This is a genomic window from Aidingimonas lacisalsi, assembly GCF_008079445.1.
GTDB lineage: Bacteria > Pseudomonadota > Gammaproteobacteria > Pseudomonadales > Halomonadaceae > Aidingimonas > Aidingimonas lacisalsi.
The window spans coordinates 271,641-295,307 of the sequence record NZ_VRYH01000001.1 but is presented as its reverse complement, the minus strand read 5'-3'; the positions used below and the strand labels follow the sequence as shown (position 1 = coordinate 295,307).

24 protein-coding genes and 1 tRNA gene are annotated in these 23,667 nt (G+C 58.7%); 15 read left to right on the top strand and 10 right to left on the bottom strand.

Annotation, left to right across the window (positions count from 1 at the left end):
* The first annotated feature begins 32 nt into the window (after positions 1–32).
* Positions 33–1,007 carry a TAXI family TRAP transporter solute-binding subunit gene (locus tag FVV99_RS01330; protein WP_148252196.1) on the top strand — a complete coding sequence of 325 codons (975 nt, stop codon included), beginning with the start codon at positions 33–35 and terminating at the stop codon, positions 1,005–1,007.
* Between the two features lie 17 nt (positions 1,008–1,024).
* Positions 1,025–2,788: a TRAP transporter permease gene (locus tag FVV99_RS01325; RefSeq protein ID WP_148252588.1), complete on the top strand. Its 1,764-nt coding sequence runs from the start codon at positions 1,025–1,027 to the stop codon at positions 2,786–2,788.
* A gap of 6 nt (positions 2,789–2,794) precedes the next feature.
* Here FVV99_RS01325 and FVV99_RS01320 read toward each other — a convergent pair whose 3' ends face one another.
* Positions 2,795–3,367, bottom strand: coding sequence for an amino acid ABC transporter substrate-binding protein (locus FVV99_RS01320; protein ID WP_148252195.1), 573 nt, complete (start codon positions 3,365–3,367; stop codon positions 2,795–2,797).
* A 107-nt stretch (positions 3,368–3,474) separates the two neighbouring features.
* On the opposite strand from FVV99_RS01320, the gene FVV99_RS01315 reads away from it, so the two are divergent.
* A tRNA-Arg gene (locus FVV99_RS01315) sits at positions 3,475–3,551 on the top strand.
* Positions 3,552–3,945: 394 nt separating this feature from the next.
* A complete protein-coding gene (locus FVV99_RS01310; RefSeq protein ID WP_148252194.1) occupies positions 3,946–4,482 on the top strand; it encodes a hypothetical protein in 537 nt (178 codons plus the stop codon).
* Positions 4,483–4,581: 99 nt separating this feature from the next.
* On the opposite strand, the gene FVV99_RS01305 is transcribed toward FVV99_RS01310, so the two are convergent.
* The 3 genes from FVV99_RS01305 to FVV99_RS01295 form a co-directional block, all read right to left on the bottom strand.
* Complete coding sequence (locus FVV99_RS01305) at positions 4,582–4,899, bottom strand: hypothetical protein (protein ID WP_148252193.1); 318 nt, start codon at positions 4,897–4,899, stop codon at positions 4,582–4,584.
* Positions 4,900–5,184: 285 nt separating this feature from the next.
* The gene (locus tag FVV99_RS01300; RefSeq protein WP_236645257.1) at positions 5,185–6,486 is read right to left on the bottom strand and encodes an MFS transporter; all 1,302 of its coding nucleotides are present in this window, start codon (positions 6,484–6,486) and stop codon (positions 5,185–5,187) included.
* A gap of 328 nt (positions 6,487–6,814) precedes the next feature.
* The gene (locus tag FVV99_RS01295) at positions 6,815–7,498 is read right to left on the bottom strand and encodes a GntR family transcriptional regulator (protein WP_148252192.1); all 684 of its coding nucleotides are present in this window, start codon (positions 7,496–7,498) and stop codon (positions 6,815–6,817) included.
* Between the two features lie 326 nt (positions 7,499–7,824).
* Between FVV99_RS01295 and FVV99_RS01290 the strand changes: the two genes are divergently transcribed.
* From FVV99_RS01290 to aroQ, 5 genes are all read left to right on the top strand, one after another.
* Positions 7,825–8,175, top strand: a complete 351-nt coding sequence (locus FVV99_RS01290) for a GlcG/HbpS family heme-binding protein (protein WP_236645256.1) — start codon at positions 7,825–7,827, stop codon at positions 8,173–8,175.
* Between the two features lie 372 nt (positions 8,176–8,547).
* Positions 8,548–9,066: a TRAP transporter small permease gene (locus FVV99_RS01285; protein ID WP_201745000.1), complete on the top strand. Its 519-nt coding sequence runs from the start codon at positions 8,548–8,550 to the stop codon at positions 9,064–9,066.
* Positions 9,063–9,716, top strand: a complete 654-nt coding sequence (locus tag FVV99_RS01280) for a TRAP transporter large permease subunit (RefSeq protein ID WP_148252191.1) — start codon at positions 9,063–9,065, stop codon at positions 9,714–9,716. The genes FVV99_RS01285 and FVV99_RS01280 overlap by 4 nt, the downstream gene beginning before the upstream one ends.
* A gap of 40 nt (positions 9,717–9,756) precedes the next feature.
* A complete protein-coding gene (locus tag FVV99_RS01275) occupies positions 9,757–10,281 on the top strand; it encodes a gamma carbonic anhydrase family protein (RefSeq protein WP_148252190.1) in 525 nt (174 codons plus the stop codon).
* A gap of 129 nt (positions 10,282–10,410) precedes the next feature.
* Positions 10,411–11,001, top strand: coding sequence for a gamma subclass chorismate mutase AroQ (aroQ, locus tag FVV99_RS01270; RefSeq protein ID WP_236645255.1), 591 nt, complete (start codon positions 10,411–10,413; stop codon positions 10,999–11,001).
* A gap of 57 nt (positions 11,002–11,058) precedes the next feature.
* On the opposite strand, the gene FVV99_RS01265 is transcribed toward aroQ, so the two are convergent.
* The gene (locus FVV99_RS01265) at positions 11,059–11,589 is read right to left on the bottom strand and encodes an Lrp/AsnC family transcriptional regulator (protein ID WP_148252189.1); all 531 of its coding nucleotides are present in this window, start codon (positions 11,587–11,589) and stop codon (positions 11,059–11,061) included.
* A 69-nt stretch (positions 11,590–11,658) separates the two neighbouring features.
* Here FVV99_RS01265 and FVV99_RS01260 point away from each other — a divergent pair, with 69 nt between their 5' ends.
* The 5 genes from FVV99_RS01260 (at position 11,659) to FVV99_RS01240 (ending at position 16,716) form a co-directional block, all read left to right on the top strand.
* Entirely contained in the window at positions 11,659–12,813 is a 1,155-nt protein-coding gene (locus FVV99_RS01260) for an MFS transporter (RefSeq protein ID WP_148252188.1), read from the top strand.
* A 274-nt stretch (positions 12,814–13,087) separates the two neighbouring features.
* Positions 13,088–14,176 carry an ABC transporter substrate-binding protein gene (locus FVV99_RS01255; RefSeq protein ID WP_236645254.1) on the top strand — a complete coding sequence of 363 codons (1,089 nt, stop codon included), beginning with the start codon at positions 13,088–13,090 and terminating at the stop codon, positions 14,174–14,176.
* Positions 14,169–15,236, top strand: coding sequence for a FecCD family ABC transporter permease (locus FVV99_RS01250; protein WP_148252584.1), 1,068 nt, complete (start codon positions 14,169–14,171; stop codon positions 15,234–15,236). The genes FVV99_RS01255 and FVV99_RS01250 overlap by 8 nt, the downstream gene beginning before the upstream one ends.
* Entirely contained in the window at positions 15,230–15,979 is a 750-nt protein-coding gene (locus FVV99_RS01245; RefSeq protein WP_148252186.1) for an ABC transporter ATP-binding protein, read from the top strand. The genes FVV99_RS01250 and FVV99_RS01245 overlap by 7 nt, the downstream gene beginning before the upstream one ends.
* A gap of 77 nt (positions 15,980–16,056) precedes the next feature.
* Positions 16,057–16,716: a haloacid dehalogenase type II gene (locus FVV99_RS01240; protein ID WP_148252185.1), complete on the top strand. Its 660-nt coding sequence runs from the start codon at positions 16,057–16,059 to the stop codon at positions 16,714–16,716.
* A gap of 135 nt (positions 16,717–16,851) precedes the next feature.
* On the opposite strand, the gene FVV99_RS01235 is transcribed toward FVV99_RS01240, so the two are convergent.
* Positions 16,852–17,385, bottom strand: a complete 534-nt coding sequence (locus tag FVV99_RS01235) for an HPP family protein (protein WP_148252184.1) — start codon at positions 17,383–17,385, stop codon at positions 16,852–16,854.
* 211 nt (positions 17,386–17,596) lie between these two features.
* On the opposite strand from FVV99_RS01235, the gene FVV99_RS01230 reads away from it, so the two are divergent.
* Entirely contained in the window at positions 17,597–18,517 is a 921-nt protein-coding gene (locus tag FVV99_RS01230) for a LysR family transcriptional regulator (RefSeq protein ID WP_148252183.1), read from the top strand.
* Positions 18,518–18,521: 4 nt separating this feature from the next.
* On the opposite strand, the gene FVV99_RS01225 is transcribed toward FVV99_RS01230, so the two are convergent.
* From FVV99_RS01225 to FVV99_RS01210, 4 genes are all read right to left on the bottom strand, one after another.
* Positions 18,522–20,072 carry an aldehyde dehydrogenase family protein gene (locus FVV99_RS01225; protein ID WP_148252182.1) on the bottom strand — a complete coding sequence of 517 codons (1,551 nt, stop codon included), beginning with the start codon at positions 20,070–20,072 and terminating at the stop codon, positions 18,522–18,524.
* Positions 20,069–20,959, bottom strand: coding sequence for an NAD(P)-dependent oxidoreductase (locus tag FVV99_RS01220; RefSeq protein ID WP_148252181.1), 891 nt, complete (start codon positions 20,957–20,959; stop codon positions 20,069–20,071). The genes FVV99_RS01225 and FVV99_RS01220 overlap by 4 nt, the downstream gene beginning before the upstream one ends.
* A 112-nt stretch (positions 20,960–21,071) precedes the next feature.
* Complete coding sequence (locus FVV99_RS01215; protein WP_148252180.1) at positions 21,072–22,241, bottom strand: M20 aminoacylase family protein; 1,170 nt, start codon at positions 22,239–22,241, stop codon at positions 21,072–21,074.
* A gap of 14 nt (positions 22,242–22,255) precedes the next feature.
* The gene (locus FVV99_RS01210; RefSeq protein WP_148252179.1) at positions 22,256–23,551 is read right to left on the bottom strand and encodes a DUF3100 domain-containing protein; all 1,296 of its coding nucleotides are present in this window, start codon (positions 23,549–23,551) and stop codon (positions 22,256–22,258) included.
* Positions 23,552–23,667 lie beyond the last annotated feature (116 nt).

Sequence of the window (23,667 nt, the reverse complement as noted above, 5' to 3'; positions counted from 1 at the left end):
TGCCCAAGTAAACTAGAATAAGAGGAAGCGTCATGCCTCATCCCGTTCGTACTACCGTATTGCTGCTGGCTGCCACTTTCTTGGGAGTCGGCTCGTTGTCAGTTCAAGCTGACACACGAGTCACCTATAAGTCGGCGGCCTCTGGAACGGCGTATTACCAGATGGGCGTCGAGCTATCCGAGTCGATCAAATCGGGTACCGAGGGCGATATCGTTCTGACCCTCGAAGAGAGTCAGGGCTCGGTGCAGAACGTGATGGAAGTCGCGGCGCGAACCGGCAACTATGTGTTTACCACGCCGCCCGGCTTGATCGAACAGGCACTGGCAGGCGAAGGAGTATTCGCCGAGCGCCAAAGTCCAAACTTTCAGGACATCCGTGGCCTGTTCCCCATTCCCGCGATCACCATGCACTGGGTCGTAGCAGGTAGCGAAAGCGGCGACGGCGTGATTGCCATGAACGAGCTCGCCGGCCAAGAAATCCTGATTGGGCGGGGTACGTTCGGCGCGCGTGAGGCAGAACGCTATATCGGGCTTTTCGATCTCGGTGACGAGATCGAGGTGGCGAACGCTGAAATCGATAGCGGTCCCGATGCCTTGAAGAACGGACAGATCGACGGTTTCGTCACCGCGAGCTCCTTCCCTACGCCCAATGTGATTGAAACGGCTTCCAGCATGCCGATCAGTCTGGTATCGATGACCGAGGAGCAGATCGCGAAGACCGGCGCAACGCCTCAGACCATTCCGGCCGATACCTATCCTGGCGTGAAAGCGGATGTGGAAACGACCTCCTTGCCGGTCATCGCGTATACCACCACCCAGATGGATGATGACACCGCCTATACCCTGACCAAGACATTCTGGGAGCGTCGTGATGCCATGGCCGAGGAGTCTCCCTGGTGGGGCGCCATCAGCCCCGACATGATCGGCAACATGGCCGGTACCCTGCATCCGGGAGCGTTGCGCTACTACGAAGAAGCGGACATCGAGATTCCCGAGTCGTTGCGTTGAGTGATCGCGATCACGCCATGACGCCGCGTCACCCTCATCCCGGCTGGATCGCCTTGGGAGCGGTCTCGATCCTCTTCCATCTGGGATTGATCTTCTATGGGTTGGCGCCGGCCCTGGTCAGTCGGCCCATTCATATGGCGCTAGCCTTGCCGTGGATATTGATCTTCATGGCAAGGACGTCCTGGCAGCGTGGCAGTGGTTGGCTGTTAACACTGCTAGGCATTGCAGCCTGTGGCTATATTGCGGTCAATGAGTCGGCATTGGCGAGTCAGTATGGCTTCATCGATGGCCCATGGCAGATGGCGATCGGCGGCTTCCTGATCCTGCTGGCACTGGAGTCCGCGCGCCGAGCGATTGGCTGGCCATTACCCTTGGTCGCGGCCCTCGCTCTGCTCTACGCCTTCTTCGGTAATTATGTACCGGGAGAGTTCGGTCATCAGGGCATGCCGTCGGCAAGTCTCATCGGGACATTGACGATTGCCGAGGGTGGGCTCTGGGGCAACTTGACCGGTGTCAGCGTCGGCGTGGTCGCTATCTTCGTGATCTTCGGTGCCGTGCTCAATGCCGGTGAAGCGGGCCAGGGCTTCATGAACATGGCCAGTGCCTTTGCCGGACGTTTGACCGGGGGCGCGGCCAAGGTCTCGGTCATCTCTTCGGCATTGATGGGGTCGATTTCCGGCTCGGCTTCCGCCAATGTCGCGTCGACGGGAGCCATTACCATCCCTTCGATGGTCAGGCTCGGTTATCCGCGTTCCCTGGCGGGGGCCGTCGAAGCGGTGGCATCGTCCGGCGGCCAGATAATGCCCCCCTTGATGGGCGCGGGGGCCTTCGTGATGGTGGAGTTGACCGGTACCCCCTATGTTCAGATCATGGCGGCGGCGCTGCTACCGGCACTGCTATATTTCACTACGGTCTGGGCCGGTATCAATGCCTTCGCCACCCGGTACGACTTGCGGCCTATTGCGGCTGACGAGGCGCCTGCCCCGCGTGAGGTGCTGATCACTTCACTGTTCTTTGCCGTGCCTTTCGTCATTTTGCTGGAGCGTATCTTCGTCGGCGGCAATACGCCTCAATTCGCGGCAAGTATCGCCATCTTCGCCGGACTGGCTCTCTTGCTGTTCAATGTAAAGCTACGGTTCTCGGGGCGAGCCTTTGCCCACCGACTTGCTGAGGCGGCGGTGATGGCGGGACGTCAGGTGTCGGTGATCGCGTCCATTATCATCTGCGCGTCTCTGGTGATCGGCGTCCTCTCGATGACGGGGCTTGGGGTCAAGGTCACGTCCACTATCCTCTCCCTCTCCCAGGACGCATTATGGCCTGCATTGCTGCTGACCGCTGTCGCTTGCTTGATCCTGGGCATGGAGGTACCGACAACGGCGGCTTATGTCATCTGTGTATCGGTGGCCGGTCCGGCCTTGATCGAACTGGGTATATCGCCACTGCTGGCGCATCTGTTCGTATTCTGGTTTGCATTGCTCTCGACAATTACACCGCCCGTATGCGGTGGCGTATTCATTGCGGCGGGCATGGTCGGGGAAAACTGGCTGAAAGTGGCGATACGCGCCATGGCACTTGGCATTGGGCTGTACCTGATACCTCTGGCGATGGTTGCCAACAGTGATGTGATCGGCTTGTCCCAGAACCTGCCCGCTGCCTTGCTGGATGCGGGCAAGATCGGACTCGGGTTGGTCGGCATTAGCTATGGCGTGATCGCCCGCCGTCCTGCCTGGCTGCGGTTGGTACTGGTCACCGCGGGTACCGCGCTCATCTTTCTGGTGTGAATGTCGTTATGGAAACCAACGGGTCACGGGGGCTTGAGGCCACACGATGACATCCTCATCCAAAGGACGATGGCTGAATAGCACCCAGGCATCCAGCGCAGCTCCAAGGGGCTTGTCGATACGTAACCGCTCGGGATACTGCGTGGCAAACTCCTGTGCGGTGATGCCGGCATCATAACGCCCCGCGAGCAAGCCCTCACCGACACGCACGATGGATGGCTCCTCGATCTGCGTTGTCCAGTCGGATAAATCCGTGTAATAGCGGGTTGCCGGTTGCAGCCCCAATGTCTCGTGAACGTCGATGTCTGTGCGCCTCAATAGCGCCAATGGCTTGCTGGCGGCGATGAAGGTATCGACGATGAATGCGCGGTGCATATAACGTCCCACACAGTCGGCATGGCTGGGGTGAGCCGTCACCTGGAGCACGAAATCCACCTGCTTGGCGACCAGGGCTTCGAATGCTGCCTCGAAATCATCGAATAGCCTGATATCGGCCTCCGGATGCTCGCGGGCTTGCAGATAGCGTTGTAGTACCAGTTCATGATTGCTGCCGGCGGGCCCGAGTGTCGCGATCACCATAATGCCTCCTGCTGCTTTTCGGCGTTATCTTAACGCGCGTCAGGCCACCGAACGACGCTGGACACTCCGCCGATGGGCGGGTACGATTGTGCCCGCTTCGATGCAACGCGCCCATAGCTCAGCTGGATAGAGTATCGGCCTCCGAAGCCGAGGGTCGCAGGTTCGAATCCTGCTGGGCGCGCCAGAATAGCAAGGGCTTACGGTCATCCGTAGGCCCTTTTTTGTTTGCTGTCATCATTCTTTGGGCTCTGTGCGACCGGTCAAGAAGCTCGATGGCAGGATAGCCCGCGTTTGGGTTGGCATGGTACCTGGACCAGTGGTCAGTCGTTCTCGGAGAGTTCGTCGCTTCCTGCCATACCCCACCTGTGCTGCTGCGGCATGGGCGAAATTAGCCGAATCCATTGTCCATAAAGACCCTGGTCTGGGGGCGGTGTTGATACGTCAGACAGTGTTTGGTTTTCGAGATATAAAATCCTAAAGTTCTAATACGCACGGTCGATAGATGTTGTTGCAGGCGTCTTGAGTCGCTGTTATGCAACCAAAACCTCCCCTTTAATTATCTATCGTGCAGGGAAAAGATGAAAAACTATCTACTGATCATTGCTTTAGCCTTAGTCGTTTCAGGCTGCTCTACCTATTCGGCCAACCGGTATGCTGTCTCGACTGACAATGTGGTCGCCTTGAGATCCCTGGAAAATATACCGGTCAACGTCGGTGATTTCACGGCCTCTACTCCGGGACAGTCCGAAATCATGTGTCGCGCTGTCGGTCCCATCAAGACACCGGATGGTAAGCCTTTTTCCGAGTTCATAAGAAAGGCTCTCATGGATGAATTGCGCATGGCCGAAGTCTATTCAGAGACGTCACCCGTAACCTTGACGGGGAACTTGGAGAACATCGACTTTTCTTCGGGTGGTGGCACATGGGACTTGGCGTTGACAGTCAACTCGTCCAATGGTGAGTCGATGTCCGTCTCTGAAACTTACGATTATACGACGAGCTTTTACGGTGAAACCGCCTGCAATCAAACGGCACAAGCCTTGGTGCCGGCCGTACAGAATCTGGTCGGCAAGGTCGTGCGTTCACCGGCGTTCGCGAAATTGGCCGCGCAATAATCAGGTGGCGAGTCGCACTGCTGGGCTTACGGTCTCTCCGTGGGCCCTTTTTTGGCTGCAATAAGCGACCGCTTCCGGTCACGAGCTACCTCAGTCTACTCAGAGCCGCTTGATATCGATCAGATGCCCGACGATGGGGTAGCCCGCCTTGCGGGCAGCCTTTTCGGCTTCCATTTGAGCTTCCAGCTTGGAAATGCTGGATGAGTGATGCTCGAAGACGGTGTCCATCTCTAGCTGCTTCTTGCGCACGGCCAACTGGACGATATGCCCCGTCTTCATGCCGTCGGCAGTGGTCTTTTCCGTTGCACGTCGAGACGAGCGGGTTTGGCTAGAGGTATCCGGCTGAGGCGTCGACTTTTGGAAATCGTCGATTTCACGCCGTATCTGTTGCTCAAATTCGTCTAGATTCGTATTCATTGAATACCTTGTAGTCAATCACTGAACAGTGATGATGATACACATCTCTCATTATAGCCAATAGCCTCTGGCATTAGGGCCATATCTGCATGCAGTGAATGCTGAATGCCCTCGTATGTCGAGTGCTTACACCTTATCCATGAATGAATCGCCCCTTGCAAGCGTTGGCAACGCTGAGGTCGTGATCGTCCTCGGTCCAGGATGACATCGGCTTGCTGGAAGGTGGCTCACGGTACGGCGTTTGCGGTGTCGACATCGCAGCCATACGTCTGTAACGGAGGTACGTCAGGAGTCGTTCGGCGGCTGCGAGGGCGATCGACGTTCCCGGATTATCAGCCGCGCAGCGATCGTCGCGGCAACGATGCCGGCAGCGGCACCTACGGCCATGGCCCAACGCGGGCCGGCTTGATCGGCGATCCAGCCGACGACGGGAGCGCCGATGGGCATGCCGCCCATGGTGACGGCGATGCGTAGCGCCATGATGCGGCCGCGCATCGTTGGTTCCGTGGAGAGTTGCATGAGAGCCGTGGCGGCGGTGTTGAACGTCAGCGCGGAAAGCCCGGTCAGCATCAGTGCTGCGGCAAACAGGAATACGTTGGGGGCAAGCGCTGCCAAGCCACAGAAGGTGCCGAAGCACAGGGTGGAAATGCACAGCAGGCGCATGCGTGGCCGTTCGCGTTTGGCGGCCATCAGTGCGCCCATCACCGAGCCGACTGCCAGGCAGGAGGTCAGCAGGCCGTATTGACCGGCTGCGCCATGGAAGACACTCACTGACATGGTGGAGATGTAGATCGGGAAATTGAAGCCGAAGGTCCCAATCAGGAAGAGCATCAGCAGCATCGCCTTCAAATCGCGACGCTGCCAAACATAGCGGAAGCCTTCGGTCAGGCCCCCGGCCTTGTGTGCCGGGCGTATGGCGGTGTGCAGTTCCTGGACGCGCAACAGGCACAGCGACCCGAGAACGGTGGCGAAGGAGGCTGCATTGATCAGAAAAACCCAGCCGGTGCCGACTGCGGCGATCAGCAGGCCGGCCACGGCGGGGCCGATCATGCGGGCGGTGTTGAAGGAGGTCGAGTTGAGCGCCACCGCATTGGAGAGGTGCTTTTCGTCGACCAGGTCGTTGACGAACGTCTGCCGGGCCGGCGCATCGAAGGCGCTGACGCAACCCAAGCCCAGCGCGAAGCCATAGACCTGCCATAGCGTGACCACGCCGGTGACGGTAACCAACCCGAGCCCCAACGCCAGTAAACCGAGCAGTGCCTGGGTGAGCATGATCAGGCGACGCCGATCGACATGGTCGGCGGCGTAGCCGGTCAGCGGTAGCAGCAGCAGTTGCGGCCCGAACTGCAGCGCCATCGTGATGCCCACGGCACTGGCATTGTGGTCGGTGAGTACGGTGAGTACCAGCCAGTCCTGGGCGACGCGCTGCATCCAGGTGCCGATGTTGGAGATCAGCGCGCCGGCGGCCCAGACCCGATAGTTGTAGATTCGCAGCGAGCGGAAAAGTCGGGTATCGCGGTGAATGACGACCATGAGGCAGTTGAATTCCTTGTCTCGAGTCTCGATCGCGTCGCTGCGATCCAGCACGTCGTGGCGATCGCTACGCTCTGGGGCAAGCGTTCGTCACCGTCGGTTGCAATTCGCTTTCCGGTTCAGATTAACAGATTGGCCGCCGTCATCGTCGTCCGTCTGAGGTGGCGACAAAATCGTCCTGAGGCAGCTGAAAATATAGTCCAGGACAAGGAGTCATCAGAGCAGGCAACGACTGGGAATTGCTTGGTTGTTCGAACCGAAGCTAACGCCATTGAACTGGATGCGGCCATGGCATTGGTGAGTGGGGGGGCGTGGAGCCCGGCGCTGAATACGCCCAGCGAGCATGGGCTGGTGGAGGAGTACGCAGAGCAGAGTGTCGAACTCAGGAATTCACGACACTCAGTTCGTGATCGTCCTCGATCATGCCGGCTATCGACGCAACCTCGAGCTTGTTGCAGAGATGCTCACGCAGGATCTGTCCCAGCCGGTTACCATCACGTACCTTGAGTGCAGCAATCATGTCCTCGTGATCCTGCATGGCCCGACGCCAGAAGCTATCGGTCATCTTTTTCGAGTAGCGAACACGTTTCACGCGCTGGCTCAGGTTGTTATACATCTCCTGGAGGACCTCATTGTCGGATGCCGCCAGAATGCTTTCGTGAATCTGCTGGTTGATCCTGAAATACTCCATCAGATTATGCTCCCGGTAATGCCGAAGCATGTCATCGTGGAGGCGGCAGATGGTTTCGATGTCCTCGTCACTGATGTTTTGGCAGGCCAGTTCACCCGACAGGCCTTCCAGAGCGGCCATCAAATCATAGGTATCCTTGACCATCTTCACGGTCAGGCGCATGACTCTGGCGCCACGGTTGGTCAATAACTCGACCAGTCCTTCGGAGACGAGCACTTTCAACGCCTCTCTTAGCGGTGTTCGAGACACGCCAAAGCGTTCGCAGAGATCTTTCTCGGATATCCGCTCCCCCGGGGCGAGATCGCCTTGCTCGATGAGCTCTCGTACGCGATCGGCCACTTCAAGGTAAAGGCTACGGTGCTGGATCTTGCTCATGGAGAAGTCCCGTAAGGCGATGACTACACCTGCGTCACCCGTGCAGGGCGCCTGTCATGTCAAATAATGTGTATTGTTTGCTCACTATACTGATAATGTTGACATCCTAAAGCAAAAAATATTATGCATTCAATATTCATTTGTGTGGGTGTCAGCCAAGCTGTCACCGCCTTCGGCTGATTCCAGTCTTGATAACGACAATCGAAGGAGTTGGCCATGGCGGGGAAGGTCTATCGAAGCCAGGCACTACTGTACCGCGCTCAGGCGAGGGAGATAATCGACGGGGCCTTCGCCGAAGCTCGCAAACGGGGATGGAGCCTCTGACAGTGGTTGTACTCGATGGTGGAGGGCATGTGATTGCTGCCGAGCGCGAGGACGGGTGCGCACCGCTACGGTATCCCGTCGCTCAAGGGAAAGCATTTGCTGCCCTGGGTAATGGTGCGTCCAGTGGCGTCGTCGGTACCCGCAATGCAGAGCGACCGGCATTTCTGGCCAGTGTCGCTGCGGCGTCGGATGGCCATTTCATCCCTGTGCCAGGTGGCGTGCTGATTCTCGATACTCAGCAGTTCGTGATTGGTGCCGCGGGTGCGAGCGGCGCCTCGTCCAATGACGATGAGGCGGCAGTCATCGCTGGCATTGAAGCTGCGGGCCTGGCCTATGGTCTCGAGCCTGCGTGATCCTTACCCTGTCACCTGCCGTTGGTCTGTCATCACCTGCTCCCCCAGGTGGGCAGACCGGCACCCCGCTTAACGCACGATTCCATCGTGTCGCTGTCTTTCGCTTTCTTCCTGTTGATCGACCAACTCGTTGATGTGCTGGCACATCGTGTCATGAACTGGACTTTCATCGACCAAAGTTTAGTACATAATAATGAATTTTAAATTCAAATTTAAGAGGTGATGGCCGAACTCACCGAGAAGAAGTCGAAGGTGGCGGCGATTTGGTCGATCGTGTGCTGGAACTCGGTGAGTAAGTCTCAGCCCCTCTGAGTGAACCCGCGGGCCGCTCCGCATGGGGCGGTCCTTCTTCTGCTCGACGGAGTGGCTTCCATGTCTCTTGTGAAACTGCGATCCGGCTTCGAGTGGCTGCTCGAGGTCATTACCATGGTACTGGTGGTTGCCTTGGCGGTGATCGTGCTGCTCGGTGTCACCTTTCGTTTTGCCGGCAACTCCCTGGCCTGGTACGACGAGATCGCCGCCGTGATGCTGGCTTGGGTGACCTACTACGGTGCGGCTCTTGCGGCCCTCAAACGTGCCCACATCAGCGTTCCCGGCCTTGTATATTCGCAACCCCCGGTTGTGCGACTGGTGCTGGTAACGATCGGTGAAACGTGCATCATCGCCTTCTTCGTTCTCCTTGCGGTCTATGGGGTCCACACCATCCAGGTGCTTAGCGGCTCGACGCTGGTCAGTGTCCCGATTCCGACCGCTGTCACCCAATCGACGATCCCCATCGGTGCGACACTCTATGTCATGGCCGAATTGATCAACCTGCCCGCTATCCTCCGTGAGGCCTGGCAGGGTCGGCGCCCACCCAGTGAGCAGGACATCGTGGAGGAGATACAATGACGACCGCCCTGATTCTTCTCTCCGGCCTGGCGATGATCTTCATCAATATCCCCATCGCCGTGGCACTGGGGGGCGTTTCCATTATCGCCATGCTGGTGTTGCAAGGCGCGAACAGCCTGCTCAGCTTTCCCATCGTGATGTTCGATGGCGCGACCAAGTTTCCCTTGATTGCCATTCCGCTGTTCATCCTTGCGGGGGCGATCATGAAGACCGGCGGTATCTTCGGTGGGTTCATGACGGCGACCGAAGGCGCCGCCCTGGCAGTGGTCGCGGCGTTGCTGATCAGTTTCCGCTACGGCGAACTGAAGTGGTCGACGCTGCGTGCCGCGATGGTCGAGGGCGGTGTCCTGGCGGCGGGCGGCCAGTATGCGCTGGCCCACCACGTCGAGCGGCTGACCGTTGACCATGACAACGCCAGGCTACTGGCCGAGGAGCTAGCCACGATCGATGATATCGAGGTCCATGCCTGTCACACCAACATGGTCTTTCTTAGCCTGCTCGAGGCAGACTGTCTCCCGCTGGAGCGTACCCTGGCGTCCAGGGGGATTCGGGTGTCGGCGTCGCCAGGAACGCGTTTGGTGACTAACCTGGGGATCACGGCGGACGATATTCGATACGTGACCCAGGAAGTCAAAGCGTACTTCCGGTAGTCGGCAGGACAACACGAGATCAATCCATCGAGAGAAGCCTATGGCAATCTATCAGTATGGCGAATGGACGCCGGCTCTGGGCCAGGACGTCTATGTCGCCGAGACCGCCGACGTGATCGGCCAGGTCATTTTGAAATCGCAGGCGAGCGTGTGGTACCAGGCCGTTTTGCGTGGGGATACCGACTCCCTGGAAATCGGGGCGGAGAGCAACATTCAGGATGGTGCGGTGCTGCACGCTGACCCCGGCTACCCGCTCAAGGTAGGCAATGGCGTGACTGTCGGCCACCAGGCCATGCTGCACGGTTGCACCATCGGAGACGGGAGTCTGGTGGGGATTCAGGCGGTGATTCTCAACGGAGCGGAAATCGGTGAGAACTGCTTGGTAGCGGCGGGTGCAGTGGTCAAGGAGGGGGCGAGTTTTCCCCCGAATTCCTTGATTGTCGGTGCGCCTGCCAAGGTCGTCAGAGAGCTTTCCGACGACGCGATCGAAGGGCTGAGGAAAAACGCGCAGCACTATGTGGAACGCGCCGACCAGCATGCCACGAAACTGAAGCGGATCGGCTGAAACGCCGCGTTCCCGGTTTCGATACGATGACGCGCACATCGTTGGGCGCCTGGCTAGCAGTTTTGCATGGGGCGCGCCTTGGGTATCCTGTGGCTGTGGTTAGATTGTCCCGCGAAAGGAGTCGTATTGATGCGTTTCATGCCCCGGCACGTTGCCAACTCGCACGGTGTTATCGTTATTGCCGCCTTGCTGCTTCTGTTGGCCGGTTGCCAGACACAGTCACCGTTGCCGCCGACAGAGGATCAGGCGGCTATCGATCGCATGCTGAAGCTGATCGACGAGCGGCTCGAGGTCGCTCCGCTGGTGGCGGAGTCGAAGTGGAATTCCGGTGCGGCGATCGAGGCCCCCGAGCGCGAGACTCAGATCCTCGATCAGGTCGCCGGTCGCTCAGCCGAAGCCGGTGTCGATGAAGACTTCGCCCGGGCGTTCTTCAAGGCGCAGTTCGAGGCCAGCAAGCAGGTCCAGCGCCGGCTCCATGACCGCTGGGAAGCGGAAGAGAGAGCGCCTTTCGACGATCCCCCGGATCTGGCCGAAGAGGTACGCCCGGTACTGGATCGGTTGACGCCGCGACTCATCGAGGCCCTGGGTGAGATGCAACGCCTCGCCGATGTCGAAGGAGCGGGTGACTATCTTGAGGCACGAGCCACTGGGTTCACTCGCGACGACGTCTATGGCGAACCACGGAAGACGGCCTTGCAACCGCTGTTGGACCGGCTGTAGTCATTTACCGTAGACCGGGGTCCGGATGGGCCTCGGCCGTGCAACACCCTGCTTCCATCATCGAGACGACGGCTGTTCCAGCGTGTCGGAGACCCCCGCTTGCGGTGTGCGTTCAAGATAACTGGATAGCACCACATAGCTTCGCGTGGCCTTCACGCCGGGCAGATCGTAGAGTCGTGCCAGCAACCCTTCCAGCGCTTGACTGCTAGCACAGCGTACCTTGAGCAGCATGCAGGTATCGCCGGCGACCGAGTGAATCTCCTCGACTTCCGGTAGCTCCGAGAATGCCAGCAACTCCTGGGTTCCTCCCCACCCTGACGTGTCGACGTGAATGAAGGCGAGCAGAGGCTTGCCGGTAGCGGGGCCGTCGAGTACCGCGACCGTGGCACGTATCCGTCCCGCGGCGCGGAGTCGTTTCACGCGCTCGTGCACGGCTGGTGCGGAAAGTCCGATACGGTTGCCCAATTCGGCATAGCTGAGTCCCGCCTCCTGTGCCAGTTCGCCTAATATTTTTCGGTCGAAGGCATCAAGTGGACGCTTATCCTGAGCACGTTGTCGAACATCATGTGTTTTTGCCGAATTCGCCATGTTTCCGTTTGCTCCGAATGATATTCGCTCTTTCAATAGTAATATCGTATTTCATATGGAGCTAATCCCGTGACTCGCTATTTGCTTCTGTTGACTGCCGCCATTGCCGTGATTGGTGCCAACTCGCTGGTACTGAGTCCCATCGCGGCCTCGGTAGCGATGTCCTTTACCGACGTAGATGCGGCCGAGGTGATGACGGCCGCCGCCGCCTATGGTCTGTTCACGGCACTGAGCGCTCTGCTGCTGGCACCTCGGGCCGATCGTATCGGCGCCGAGCGTGCGTTGGTGCGAGCTCTGTGGATATTGACGGTCGCTCTGGCTGGCACTGGGATGGCGCCGGCCCTTTGGACATTGGTGGTAGTGCAGACACTGGCAGGTGTGGCTGCCGGTATGGCTCTGCCAGCGATCTACACCTTGACTGCTCAGGTGGCTGATAAGGGACGCGAGAGCGAGGCCCTGGGCATGGTGCTGACTGGGTGGACGATCAGTCTGGTGGTGGGCGTCGGGCTGTCGGCCGTGCTGGCCGATCTGTTGCACTGGCGTGCGGTATTCTCCCTCCTGGCCGTTGTCGCCTGCCTCCTGGCACTGGTAATAGCCCGTCTACGGGGCTGGGGCAGTCAGGTGCACGACATGGCACCGAGTACACCGCTGCACGCTCTGCAGGTTCGAGGGCTCTCGACCGCCCTGGTCAACGTTGCGGCTTACATGATGGCTTTCTACGGTCTCTATACCTATCTGGGGCCACATATCGGCGAGACGTTGGAGCGCTCCACTGCTTTCGCTGGATTGACCATCGCTGCCTATGGTGCAGGGTTCGGGGTAGCGGCACCCCTCGGGCGGTTGGTCGATCGCTATGGCATGGTGCCAGCCGCCTGCGTGAGTTTTGCGGCTCTGGCGATGGTCTACCTTGGTCTCGCCGTGGCCGCCGAACACCCTCTGGTACTGCTGATCCTCTGCGCGATCTGGGGCGTCGCCAATCACATGGGGCTCAACTTGCTGGTGCGTCGCCTGACCGAGCTCGATCCCGCACAACGTGGCGCGATCATGGGGCTGTATAGCGCGACTACCTACCTGTGCGTCTTTGCCGGTGCGTTGCTTTATCGGCCGATTCTGAATCATGCGGGTTTTGCCACCTGTGCCTTGGTGTCGGCACTGTTCATCCTGCCGGCGCTGGTCTGGGCGCTGAGCAACAGGCGACCAGCCTCACGCCTGCGGCAGGGATAAGCTGGATTGTGGAGGCGACTGAACGGAAGCGGACCACAGCCGATCATCCTGAGGTGGCGTCACGGTACCTGGGCTCGGTGGGTTTTGATATTTTTAATAATGAATATCATTTGAATATGTTCATCATAATCATTAGAATTCGCTCTCGGCATCGTAAGAACGCTGTAGCGTGACCGCGTATCCGAGATGCCGATGTCTCAATGAATACGCTCCACGGTCAGGTACAGGATATAGCATGCACAGCGTCGGTTTCAGAATCCTTGTGGGAATCGTCATGACTTTGATCAGCTCGGTCGCTCTCGCTGGAGAGATTACCGTCACCGATGTTGTGGGTCGTGACGTTACCCTGGATGCTCCCGCTGAGCGCGTTATCCTCGGTGAAGGTCGTCAAGTCTACCTGCTCAGTGTGCTGACGCCGGAGAATCCGTTCCAGCATGTCGTGGGCTGGCGTGAGGATTTTTCGCAGGCGGATCCCGACAATTATGCCAGCTACTCAGCGCGGTTCCCCGAACTCGAGGATATACCGACATTCGGTGGCTTCAAGGACGGGACCTTCGATGTCGAGCAGGCAGCCGCCCTCGAGCCCGACGCCATCTTCATGAACATTGAGGCCCGGTCCGCTACTGAAGAGGCTGGCTATGACGATAAGCTGGCTGAATTGAATATACCGATCGTCTATGTCGATTTCCGGGAAGACCCTATGAACAATACCATTCCGTCGATGCGGATCATGGGGCAGATCCTGGGGAAAGAAGAGGCCGCCGAGCAGTTCATCGCCTTTAGCGAGGAGCAGATGGCTCGCGTGACCGAGAAGATTGCTGCTGCTGATCCGGAACGCCCGACAGTCTTCGTTGATCGAGCGGGCGGCTATTCGGAGGACTGCTGCATGAGTTTTGGTGATGGCAATTTCGGTGAATACGTTGAAGTGGCTGGTGGCACCAACATCGCCAAGGACATCATTCCTGATACCTTCGGTACGCTCAACCCTGAACAGATCATCTCGGCCAACCCTGATCATGTCGTTGTCACCGGTGGCAACTGGGAGGCGTATGTCCCAGGTGGAGCATGGGTCGGCGTAGGGCCCGGGGCTGATATGGAAGCCGCGCGTGCCAAACTGGATGCACTCACTGAACGCACCGCCATGACGGGTATTGAGGCCGTGAAAACCGGCAATGTCCACGCGATCTGGCACCAGTTTTATAACAGTCCCTATTACTTTGCCGCTGTCCAGCAACTGGCTAAATGGTTTCATCCGGAACTGTTTGCGGATATCGATCCGGACGCCACGATGAAAGCGCTGCATGAACGTTTCTTGCCAGTGGATTACCGTCCCGGCTACTGGATTTCGCTTGATCATGAGTGAAGCCCGACTAGGTGATGATCAAGCCATGGGACGAGAGTTCTACCGAGCTCTGGTGCTCAAACGTCAGTTCATTGTCGTGGGGCTGGTACTCGCGATCTCTGTGACCCTATGCATCGATCTGGCTCTTGGTCCGGCACAATACAGCCTTATCGAAGTTGTCTCCGCACTTCTCGCGCCTAGCCAGGTGAGTGATCAGGTCAGGGTGGTCCTCTGGGAAATTCGCATGCCCGTCGCTCTCATGGCGCTGGTTGTGGGCGCCAGCCTGTCGGTGGCAGGGGCACAGATGCAGACGATTCTGAGCAATCCGCTGGCTAGCCCATTCACGCTCGGTATCTCGGCCGGGGCCGGCTTCGGGGCGGCTTTGGCACTGGCCTTCGGTGTCGTTTTCATCCCGGCGGCCGTGAATTACGTCATTCCCATCAATGCGTTTCTCATGGCGATGTTGACGTCTTTCTTCATCTATTCGCTCAGTCTCAGGCGAGGCGTGACCATCGAGACGATCGTGTTGCTGGGTATCGCCATGGTCTTCGTGTTCAATGCACTGATGGCATTGATCCAGTTCTTTGCCAGTCAACAGGCCGTGGCCGCAGTGGTCTTCTGGACCATGGGCAGCTTAACCAAGGCGACCTGGCCAAAGTTCTGGATTGCGCTGGCTGTGCTGGCCGCTGTCATTCCACTTCTGGCACGACATGGCTGGGCACTTACCGCCATGCGTCTGGGCGATGCCAAGGCAGAAAGCCTGGGAGTCAACCCGCGTCGATTGCGTCTGGAAGTGCTGGTATTGGTGAGTTTGCTGGCTGCCGTTGCCGTGTCCTTCGTGGGTACGATTGGCTTCATCGGCCTGGTCGGGCCGCATATTGCCCGACTCATTCTGGGCGAAGACCAACGTTTCTTCCTACCGGGTGCAGCGCTCTGCGGGGCACTGATCCTCTCGATCGGTTCGATTCTATCCAAGACGGTCATGCCGGGAACGATCATACCCATTGGCATAGTCACGTCATTGGTCGGTATACCGTTCTTTCTCTGTCTGATTCTCAGCCACAAGAGGGCATTATGGTAACGCTGCAGCTCGATCGGCTGACGGCATACTATGGGCGTCGACAGATTCTGTCGGAAATATCGACCCCATTGTTCCACGGTGGCCAAGTGGTGGCGCTGCTTGGGCCTAATGCGGCCGGCAAGTCGACGCTTTTTCGGCGTATCTTCGGGCTCCTGCAGGGAGGCGGGGACATCAGAATCGAGGGCGCTAAGGCGTCGCGTCCCATCTGCTATATGCCGCAAGAAAATGCCGTGAATGCGGTATTGAGCGTCTATGAGACGGTGCTTCTAGCGCGTATGCAGGGACGCAGACTCAAGGTGACCCCGGAGGATCTGGCCCAGGTAGACCAGACATTGGACGAACTGGGCATCACGGCGCTAGGAAAACGCAATATTGGCGACCTGAGCGGTGGGCAAAGGCAATTAGTGAGTGCGGCACAGGCACTCGTTCAGGCACCGGAGATTCTCCTTCTCGATGAACCAACCTCGGCACTCGACCTTAACCGACAGATTGGATTTCTCTCCGTACTGCGCCGCCTGGCCGCTGAACGACGATTGCTGGTCATGGTCGCCCTTCACGATCTGGGTCATGCATTGCGATATACCGATCAAGCAATGGTACTGCAGGATGGGAGGCTTACCGCCTGTGGTCAGTCTAACGAGGTGATCACACCCGAATTGCTGCGCCAAGTGTACGGCGTAGCGGCACGGATCGAATCCTGCTCGAAAGGACGCCCGTTGCTCATTCTCGATGACGTTGCGTGAACCGATTCCTTCGTGGGGGCAGTTCGTATCACCAGGCACACTTGATGTCCGACATATTCCGATGAGATAGGTAACACATGTACCCGAAGTACATTACTTTCGATTGTTACGGCACCCTTACCGACTTCCAGATGTCACGTATGACGCGTGAGATCTTCTCCGATCGTATCGCCAGCGAGCGAATGGATCGTTTCGTAAGGGACTTTGGCGCCTACCGATTCGATGAAGTGCTGGGTGAATGGAAACCCTATGCTGACGTCATCTGCACGGCACTTGAGAGAACGTGTCGGCGCTGGGGTATCGACTATCGCGACAGTGAGGGGAGGCGCTTCTATGAGGCGATACCGACCTGGGGGCCACACCCGGATGTTGTCGAGGGATTGACGAAGATCGCGGACAAGATACCGCTCGTTATCTACTCCAATGCCGATGACGAGCAGATCATGTCGAACGTGACCAAGTTAGAGGTACCATTCTACGAAGTCTTCACTGCTGACACTTTCAAGGTTTATAAACCTCGTCTGGCAGCATTCGAGGCCATGCTCGATACGCTGGGCTGCAATCCTGAGGATGTGCTGCATGTCTCTTCCAGCTTTCGTTACGATCTGATGCCGGCCCATTTCATGGGCATCGACAACAAAGCCTTCGTGGCTCGCAACCACGAACCCTATTGTCCCGGTTATGGCGCAACCGAGATTGCTGATATTCGCGGTCTATCGTCGTTGGTCGGCCTCTAGGATACACGTGGCGGCTGCCCGCATGTCTCGCTGTAGGCCGGCTACTGTCGCCCATGAATCCCCTCCCGACCGTACACGATAGCGTGTCAGTAGCAGAGAGTATCGAGTCTTGGCACGACGCTTTGCGGGCGGGGCCTACCACCAATGCTGCGGATAGCGCCGATGGCGCGCAAGATTGTTGACCAGTATGGCGATGACCAGCATGAACAGACTGGCGATGGCGACCGGCATCAAGGCGTAATTCCAGCTCAGTGTATGCAGTTCGTTGGAACCGATCACGGCGATGAGTGCCGTGGCTCCGCCGGGTGGGTGGAGTGTATGCGTCAGTTGCATGATAAAGATGGCGGTCGAGACGGCCACGGCGGCTGCCAGCCAGGTATCGCCGAACCATTGCCAACTGAATACGCCGACCAGGGCCGAGAGTACGTTACCCCCGAGCACATTGCGAGGTTGGGCCAGCGGACTCTCCGGAGCGGCATACAGCAGCACGGAGGTCGCGCCGAACGAGCCAATCATCAGCAGGGAATGTGATGCCAGTACCTGGCTACTTAGCCAACCCACACCAGCGATGCCCATGAAGGCACCGAACCAGGACCACAAGGCATCACGCCAGCACGGGCGCGCTCGCTCGATGGGGGAACCACGCATCTTGCTCAGATAACTACGCACTCTTTCTCCTTTTACTGCACCAAAAGAGGGCGAATTGTGTCAAAACTGACAAGAAATTGGTATTGGCAGACTCAATCGTGGTGATGGGCTACGCATTGATGTGCAACCTATCAGACTGACTTGTCGTCTTCTCACGTTGTAACCGATGGTTGCGTTTATGGCTTACGCTAGGGGCTGATGGCGAATCAGAACCGGTGTCTTGGAGCGATGCATGGATATCCCACATCAACGGTTAGTGTATTTTCAGGTGACTGTCGAAACCGGGTCAGTGCGTCGTGCTGCCGCACGATTGGATATTGCACCATCCGCCGTGAGCCGCCAGTTGTCGTTGATCGAGGCTGCGTTGGAGGCGCCGCTGCTGGAGCGAACGCGCAGTGGCGTGCAGCCAACGGCCGTGGGAGAGATGCTGCTGGATTACTGCCAGCGACGAGCCACGCTGGATCATGCCTTCAGCGAGGAACTCGATGCATATCAGCGATTGGAAACGGGGCAAATCATACTCCGTGTTGGCGAGGGCTTCGTCGGCGATCTCATTGATGCACCACTGAAAACATTCACCGAACGTTATCGCGGTATCCAATTGAAGGTCGATACCGGTAGCACTCGTGAGATCATCGGTGCGGTGGTCGAGGATGATGCGCATATTGGCTTGATGTACCACGAGCAAGTGCATCCGCAACTGCGTTTCTGGCACTCCAGCTTGCAACCACTGGTGGCATTGATGTCCCCTGATCACCCATTGACGGATGAGAGCTCACCAATCTCGCTGGAAACGCTAGCGTCCGAGCCAATGGCGCTGTGGCATGTAGGCCATGGGGTGCGTCAATTGGTAGATGACGGCTTTCGTGATGCCGGGCTTCGCCCACTGGTGGGCATGGAGACCAACTCGTTGGCTGTGTTGAAGCATGCCGCTCGCTCGGGACTCAACTTGACGCTGTTGCCCGCTTTCGCTGCCGCACGCGAACTCGAGGATGGGGTATTGGTGGCACGTCCCGTCGATTGCCTGAACTTTCGTCAGGCCAACGCCCATGTCGTGACCCGAGTGGGGCGACGCATGCCGCGCGCAGGGCTGCAATTGATGCGTCACCTCGAACGCTGGATGCGAGCCTTCCGCTGCGCCGCCCCGGGGTGAGTCATTACTCCTGCCCACCACCATACCCCATGGCCACGCTGGCCTCTTCGCCGGTTTCCACCCATACGCTTTGCGGTATGGTGTACTCGCGCAGACCGTCGAGACCGCTCGAGCGACCAAAACCGCTGTCGCGGAACCCGCCGAAAGGGGACATGACGTTGATCGCCTTGTAGCTGTTGATCCACACCGTGCCGGCACGCAGTTGTCCGGCGACACGGTGAGCGCGTGCCGGGTCTTGTGTCCATACGGCTCCAGACAGTCCAAAGCGGGTGGCGTTGGCCAGGGTTATCGCATCGGCCTCATCATCGAAGGGCATGACCACAAGGACTGGACCGAAGACCTCCTGTTGAGCGATCGCCATATCCGGCGTCACATCGGTCAGGACGGTGGGAGCGAGGAAATAGCCAGTGGCATCTTCCGACAAGCCGTCAGGGCGACATGCGCCGGTGAGCACGCGAGCGCCGGCATTGATGGCGTCGTCGATCATGCGAGTGACGGACTGATACTGCCGGGCATTTTGTAACGGCCCCATGCGGGTGGCTTCATCGTCAGGCAGACCAACCGGGATCTCCTTGCAGGCGCGAGCGAGACGCTGCGTGACCTCGTCGAACCGCTCCCGTTGTACCAGCAACCGTGAACCCGCTACACAGCTCTGTCCCGCCGCCGCGAAAATCGCCGCTTGCGCGCCCGCGACGGCATCGTCGAGCTTGGCATCGTTGAAGATGATGTTGGCGGATTTGCCACCGAGTTCCAGTACGCTGGGGACCAGGCGGTTTGCACCAGCTTCGGCGATCATGCGTCCACTTTCCGGTGAGCCGACGAAGACCAGCTTGCTGATATCGTCATGTCGGGTCAGTGCCGCGCCGGTCGAAGGGCCAAGACCGTTCACGATGTTGATCAGCCCCCGGGGAAGCCCACCTGTTTCGAGTAGCGAGGCAAGTGCCACCGACGTGAATGGTGTCATTTCCGAGGGTTTAAGCACGACACCATTGCCCGCTGCCAGGGCGGGGGCGAGCTGCCAGGCGCAAGTGAACATGGGCGCATTCCAGGGCGTGATCTGACCGACGACGCCGTAAGGTACGTGACGTACGTAGTTCAGGTGCGTTGTCGGGACGGGAATGACCTCACCGTGCTGTTTGTCGCACCAACCGGCGTAGTACTCGAACATTTCGCGAACCTTACCGACTTCGCCTCGGCAGTCGCGGATCGGTTTGCCAGCCACGACGCTTTCCAGTTGCGCCAAGGTTTCCTCATGGCCTTGCAATTGACGAATGGCATTGAGCATGCGACGACCACGTTCGCTGGCCGTCAAGGACATCCATTCGCCCTGGGCTCGAGTGGCGGCGGCAACGGCCCGATCGAGGACATCGGCTCCCGCATCACGGTAGCTGATCAACGGCTCGCCGGTGGTGGGATCACAGAGTTCGATCGTATCGCCATGCCCAGCTTCCAGCTCACCTTCGACCCAGTTGCTGAGCGGGATGTCGCCAGCTAGCTCAAGATGCTCCAGGAGGGTAGCGAGGTGCGCGTGATGGCGTTGCGTCAGAGAATTCATTGCTCGGTCTCCTGTTGCGTGGCCAGTGCTGGTGATAGTTGCGCTGCGACGATACGGTTGAAGTCGTCGCTGTCGGCGGGATGCTCTGGATCGGCATGCCAGGCCTCGACAACGGCGTCAAGCAAGCCCCGTGGCATGTTCAGATTGTGCGCAGCGTCGCGAGCCAGTCGCAGATCCTTGCGCATCAGGCCGGTCGTGAAACCGGAGTCGAAGCGTTCGGACAGCACCCATTCGGGGAAATTGACCTCGCTGACGGCGCTGCGTCCGGAGCCACTGTTGAGTCCCGCCAGACAGGCGTGGGGATCGACACCGGCCCTAGCCGCCAAAGCCACGGCTTCTGCGGTGGTCAGCAAGTGAGCGGCACACAGGTAGTTGTTGGCGAGCTTGACGACATGACCGCTACCGGGGCCGCCGACATGTGTGAATTTCGCTGACAATGCTTCGAGCATCGGTTTGAGCCGATCGATGGTGGTATCACTGCCGCCGAGCAGCATACCGAGACGTCCTGTGGCCGCGCCTTTGGGCCCACCGCTGAGTGGTGCATCGAGCCACTCCAGACCAGCGGCCTGAACCTGGTCGGCGAGTTGTCGGCTGATGGCGGGGTCACTGGTCGATGTATCCATGATGACACTGCCGCGCGGTGCGTTTTCCAGCAGATTGGGCGTCTTTTCGATGACTTCGCTCACTTGAACCGAGGTAGGCAGTGACAGCAGATAGACATCAGCGGCAGGCAGCGCGTCGGGCTCGGCGACGGGAAGCCCCTTGCGCGAGAGATGCTGTCGAGTGGCTTCAGAAGCGTCCGTTCCAGTGACATCGAAATCCGCAGCCTGGAGCGTCAGCGCCATGTTGCCGCCCATCTGTCCCAGGCCGATTACAGTGATTTTCATGGCATCGTTCCTGTCTTGTCGTTGTGAAAAAGTGGGGATTGGCTATGTACCGGGCAAGCGATCCCGGGCCGCACGAAAGCGTGTGGCCAAACCAGGCACCCTCATGAATGCATCAGTTGCGTAACAGAGTTTTCACCAACGCTTGCCAGTACGCGACACCGAGCGGTGTCAGCGCATCATTGAAATCGTAATGCGGGTTATGCAGCGACGCGCTCGCTTCGCCATTGCCCAACCAGATATAGGCCCCCGGGCGTTGCTGCAGCATGAAGGCGAAATCCTCGGAGGCCATGCAGGGGGGTAGGTCGTGGCGTACCCGGTCGATGCCGGGTAACGATGCCAACACATCGGCGCACCGCTGGGCGTGTTCGGGGGTGTTGATCGTGGCCGGGTAGCGTTGCTGATAGTCGAACGCAACCGCAAGGTCGTGGAATTGCGCCATGGCATGAACGGCATCATGAAAGCGCTGCTCCAGGCGATCCCGCAGGTCGGGGTCGAAACAGCGTAGGGTGCCGCGCAATTCCACTTCCTCAGGCATGACATTGTAGGCATCGCCGGCGTGAAACTGGGTAATGCTGAGTACGGCGGTTTGATGGGCGGGCGTCTCCCGGCTGATCAGACCTTGCAGTTGAGTGACCAACTGGCAGGCGGCCAGCACCGTGTCGGTACCCAGGTGCGGCATGGCGGCATGGCAGCCACGACCGGTCAGCTTGAGGGTAAAGACATCGAAAGCCGCCATCACGGCAGTGTCGTGGACGGCGGCCTCACCCACCGCCAAACCGGGCCAGTTGTGGAGGCCGTAGACGGCCTCCATGGGAAAACGTTCGAATAGGCCTTCTTCGACCATTACCCTGCCGCCGCCTTCATTCTCCTCGGCAGGCTGGAAGATGAAGTAGACCCGTCCGGCGAAGTCGGGATCCTGTGCCAGTGAGACGGCCGCTCCGAGCAGCATGGTGGTATGACCGTCGTGACCGCAGGCGTGCATCTTGCCAGGCGTCACAGACGTGTAATCGACATCATTGGCCTCGGTGACATCCAGCGCATCAATGTCCGCACGCAGCCCGATGGCACGCCCTGAACCCTGTCGGCCATCCACGTAGGCCACCATACCGGTCCCACCGCCCAGGCCGGTGACGACCTCTAGTCCGGCATCCCGCAGGATGCCCGCGATGCGCGCGCTGGTGCGATGCTCTTCGAACGCCGTCTCGGGATGGCGGTGAAGATCGTGCCGCCAGCTACGCAGTGTGTCGACGTGAACGCTGGATAGAGTCGAAAGGTCCGTCATGCCATTCTCCGAACTTAAAGCAGAACCTGGGCGACGACAGCCGAGCCGAGGTACGTGCCGGTAAAGACCAGTAGTGACAGGACGATCAGTTTCCAACCGGCCTGGCGGAACATCGTGAACTCTCGACGCGAGAGAGCGAGGCCTGCGTAGGCCAGGACCGGCGTCACGATCGCGAGGAAGTTCACCGATGCCAACTGGTCCAGAATCCAGCCGTTACCCGGGAACCATGGCAGGGTCATGACGATACTCACCAGGGATACCCAGGCGACCCCCGGCAGGTAGAAAGGGGCGAAACGAGTAATCACCAGTCCGATCATCGTCATGGCATAGAGGATGACCATGCCCGGTAATGCCGCAACCAACGAGGCACCATTGATCGTATTGGCCACCCAGGCGACCGCACAGACCACAGCCATGACAATGGCGGTTTTACGCAGTTCGCGCTCGGGGCGGTCCGCCTCGTCGGGCTCGGACGGCATGGGTGCGTCGGTGGTTTGAGCGCCTACCGGTTTGGCGACACGCTTGCCCGAGAACAACCGATACAGTCGTTCGGCAACGGGCAGAGCGATGAACAGTGAAATGTACAGACCGGTAGCATACGTCAGCAGATTGCTGGCGCTGGCAAAGGAGAGGAGCTCATCTCCCATTCCGGGCAAGGCCTCGGCAACGGCTCCCGAACAGGCCGCTACCATGCTGCCGCTGCCCACACCGCAGGCCATGGCCAGGGCGCGTGGATCGAAGATATCCAACGAGGTCAGATAGCCTGCCATCAGTGCGAACCATAGGGTGCCGAACATGGTGCCAACAACGTATACACCCATGACACCGATGCCTTCCGGACCTTTCAGACCATACTTATCGGAGATGATGGCAATATTGGGTTCACGGGCGATCGAGTAGGTTGCCCCGATGGCCTCGCGTCCCATCTTCAATACCAGTACCGCAAACGGGAGTGCGATGAGCATGGTGCCAAGATTGCCCAACTCCTGAAGAATCAAGGCGGGGCCGGCATTGATCAACTCTTCGATGGCGGGACCGATCGTGGAACCGAAGCGTGCAATGAAGGGCATGATCGATAACAGAATCACGGGACCGGCAGCTTGGCTCACTGAGTCGGGAATGATCTTCTTCGTTACCGAAAACAGATGCGGGTTGAACACCACCCCGATCACAAAGGCGTAGAAGAGAGGCAGCAGTAATAGCGTACCGGGACCGAGGGGCACCTTGATGATACCGATAGCTTCAGCGGCCAGTGAGGCGATGGCGACGAAGAGATGCAAGCGCCAGTCGAGCAATAAGGAAAGTGTCATAGCAGTGTCCTTTGATTGTTGTAGGAGGACAGGTTGTCTTAGGCGTCGCTTGCCCGCATACCTCGTACACCGGCAAACCTGGGTTCCAGTATTGGAAAGGACACTGTTCGAATGAA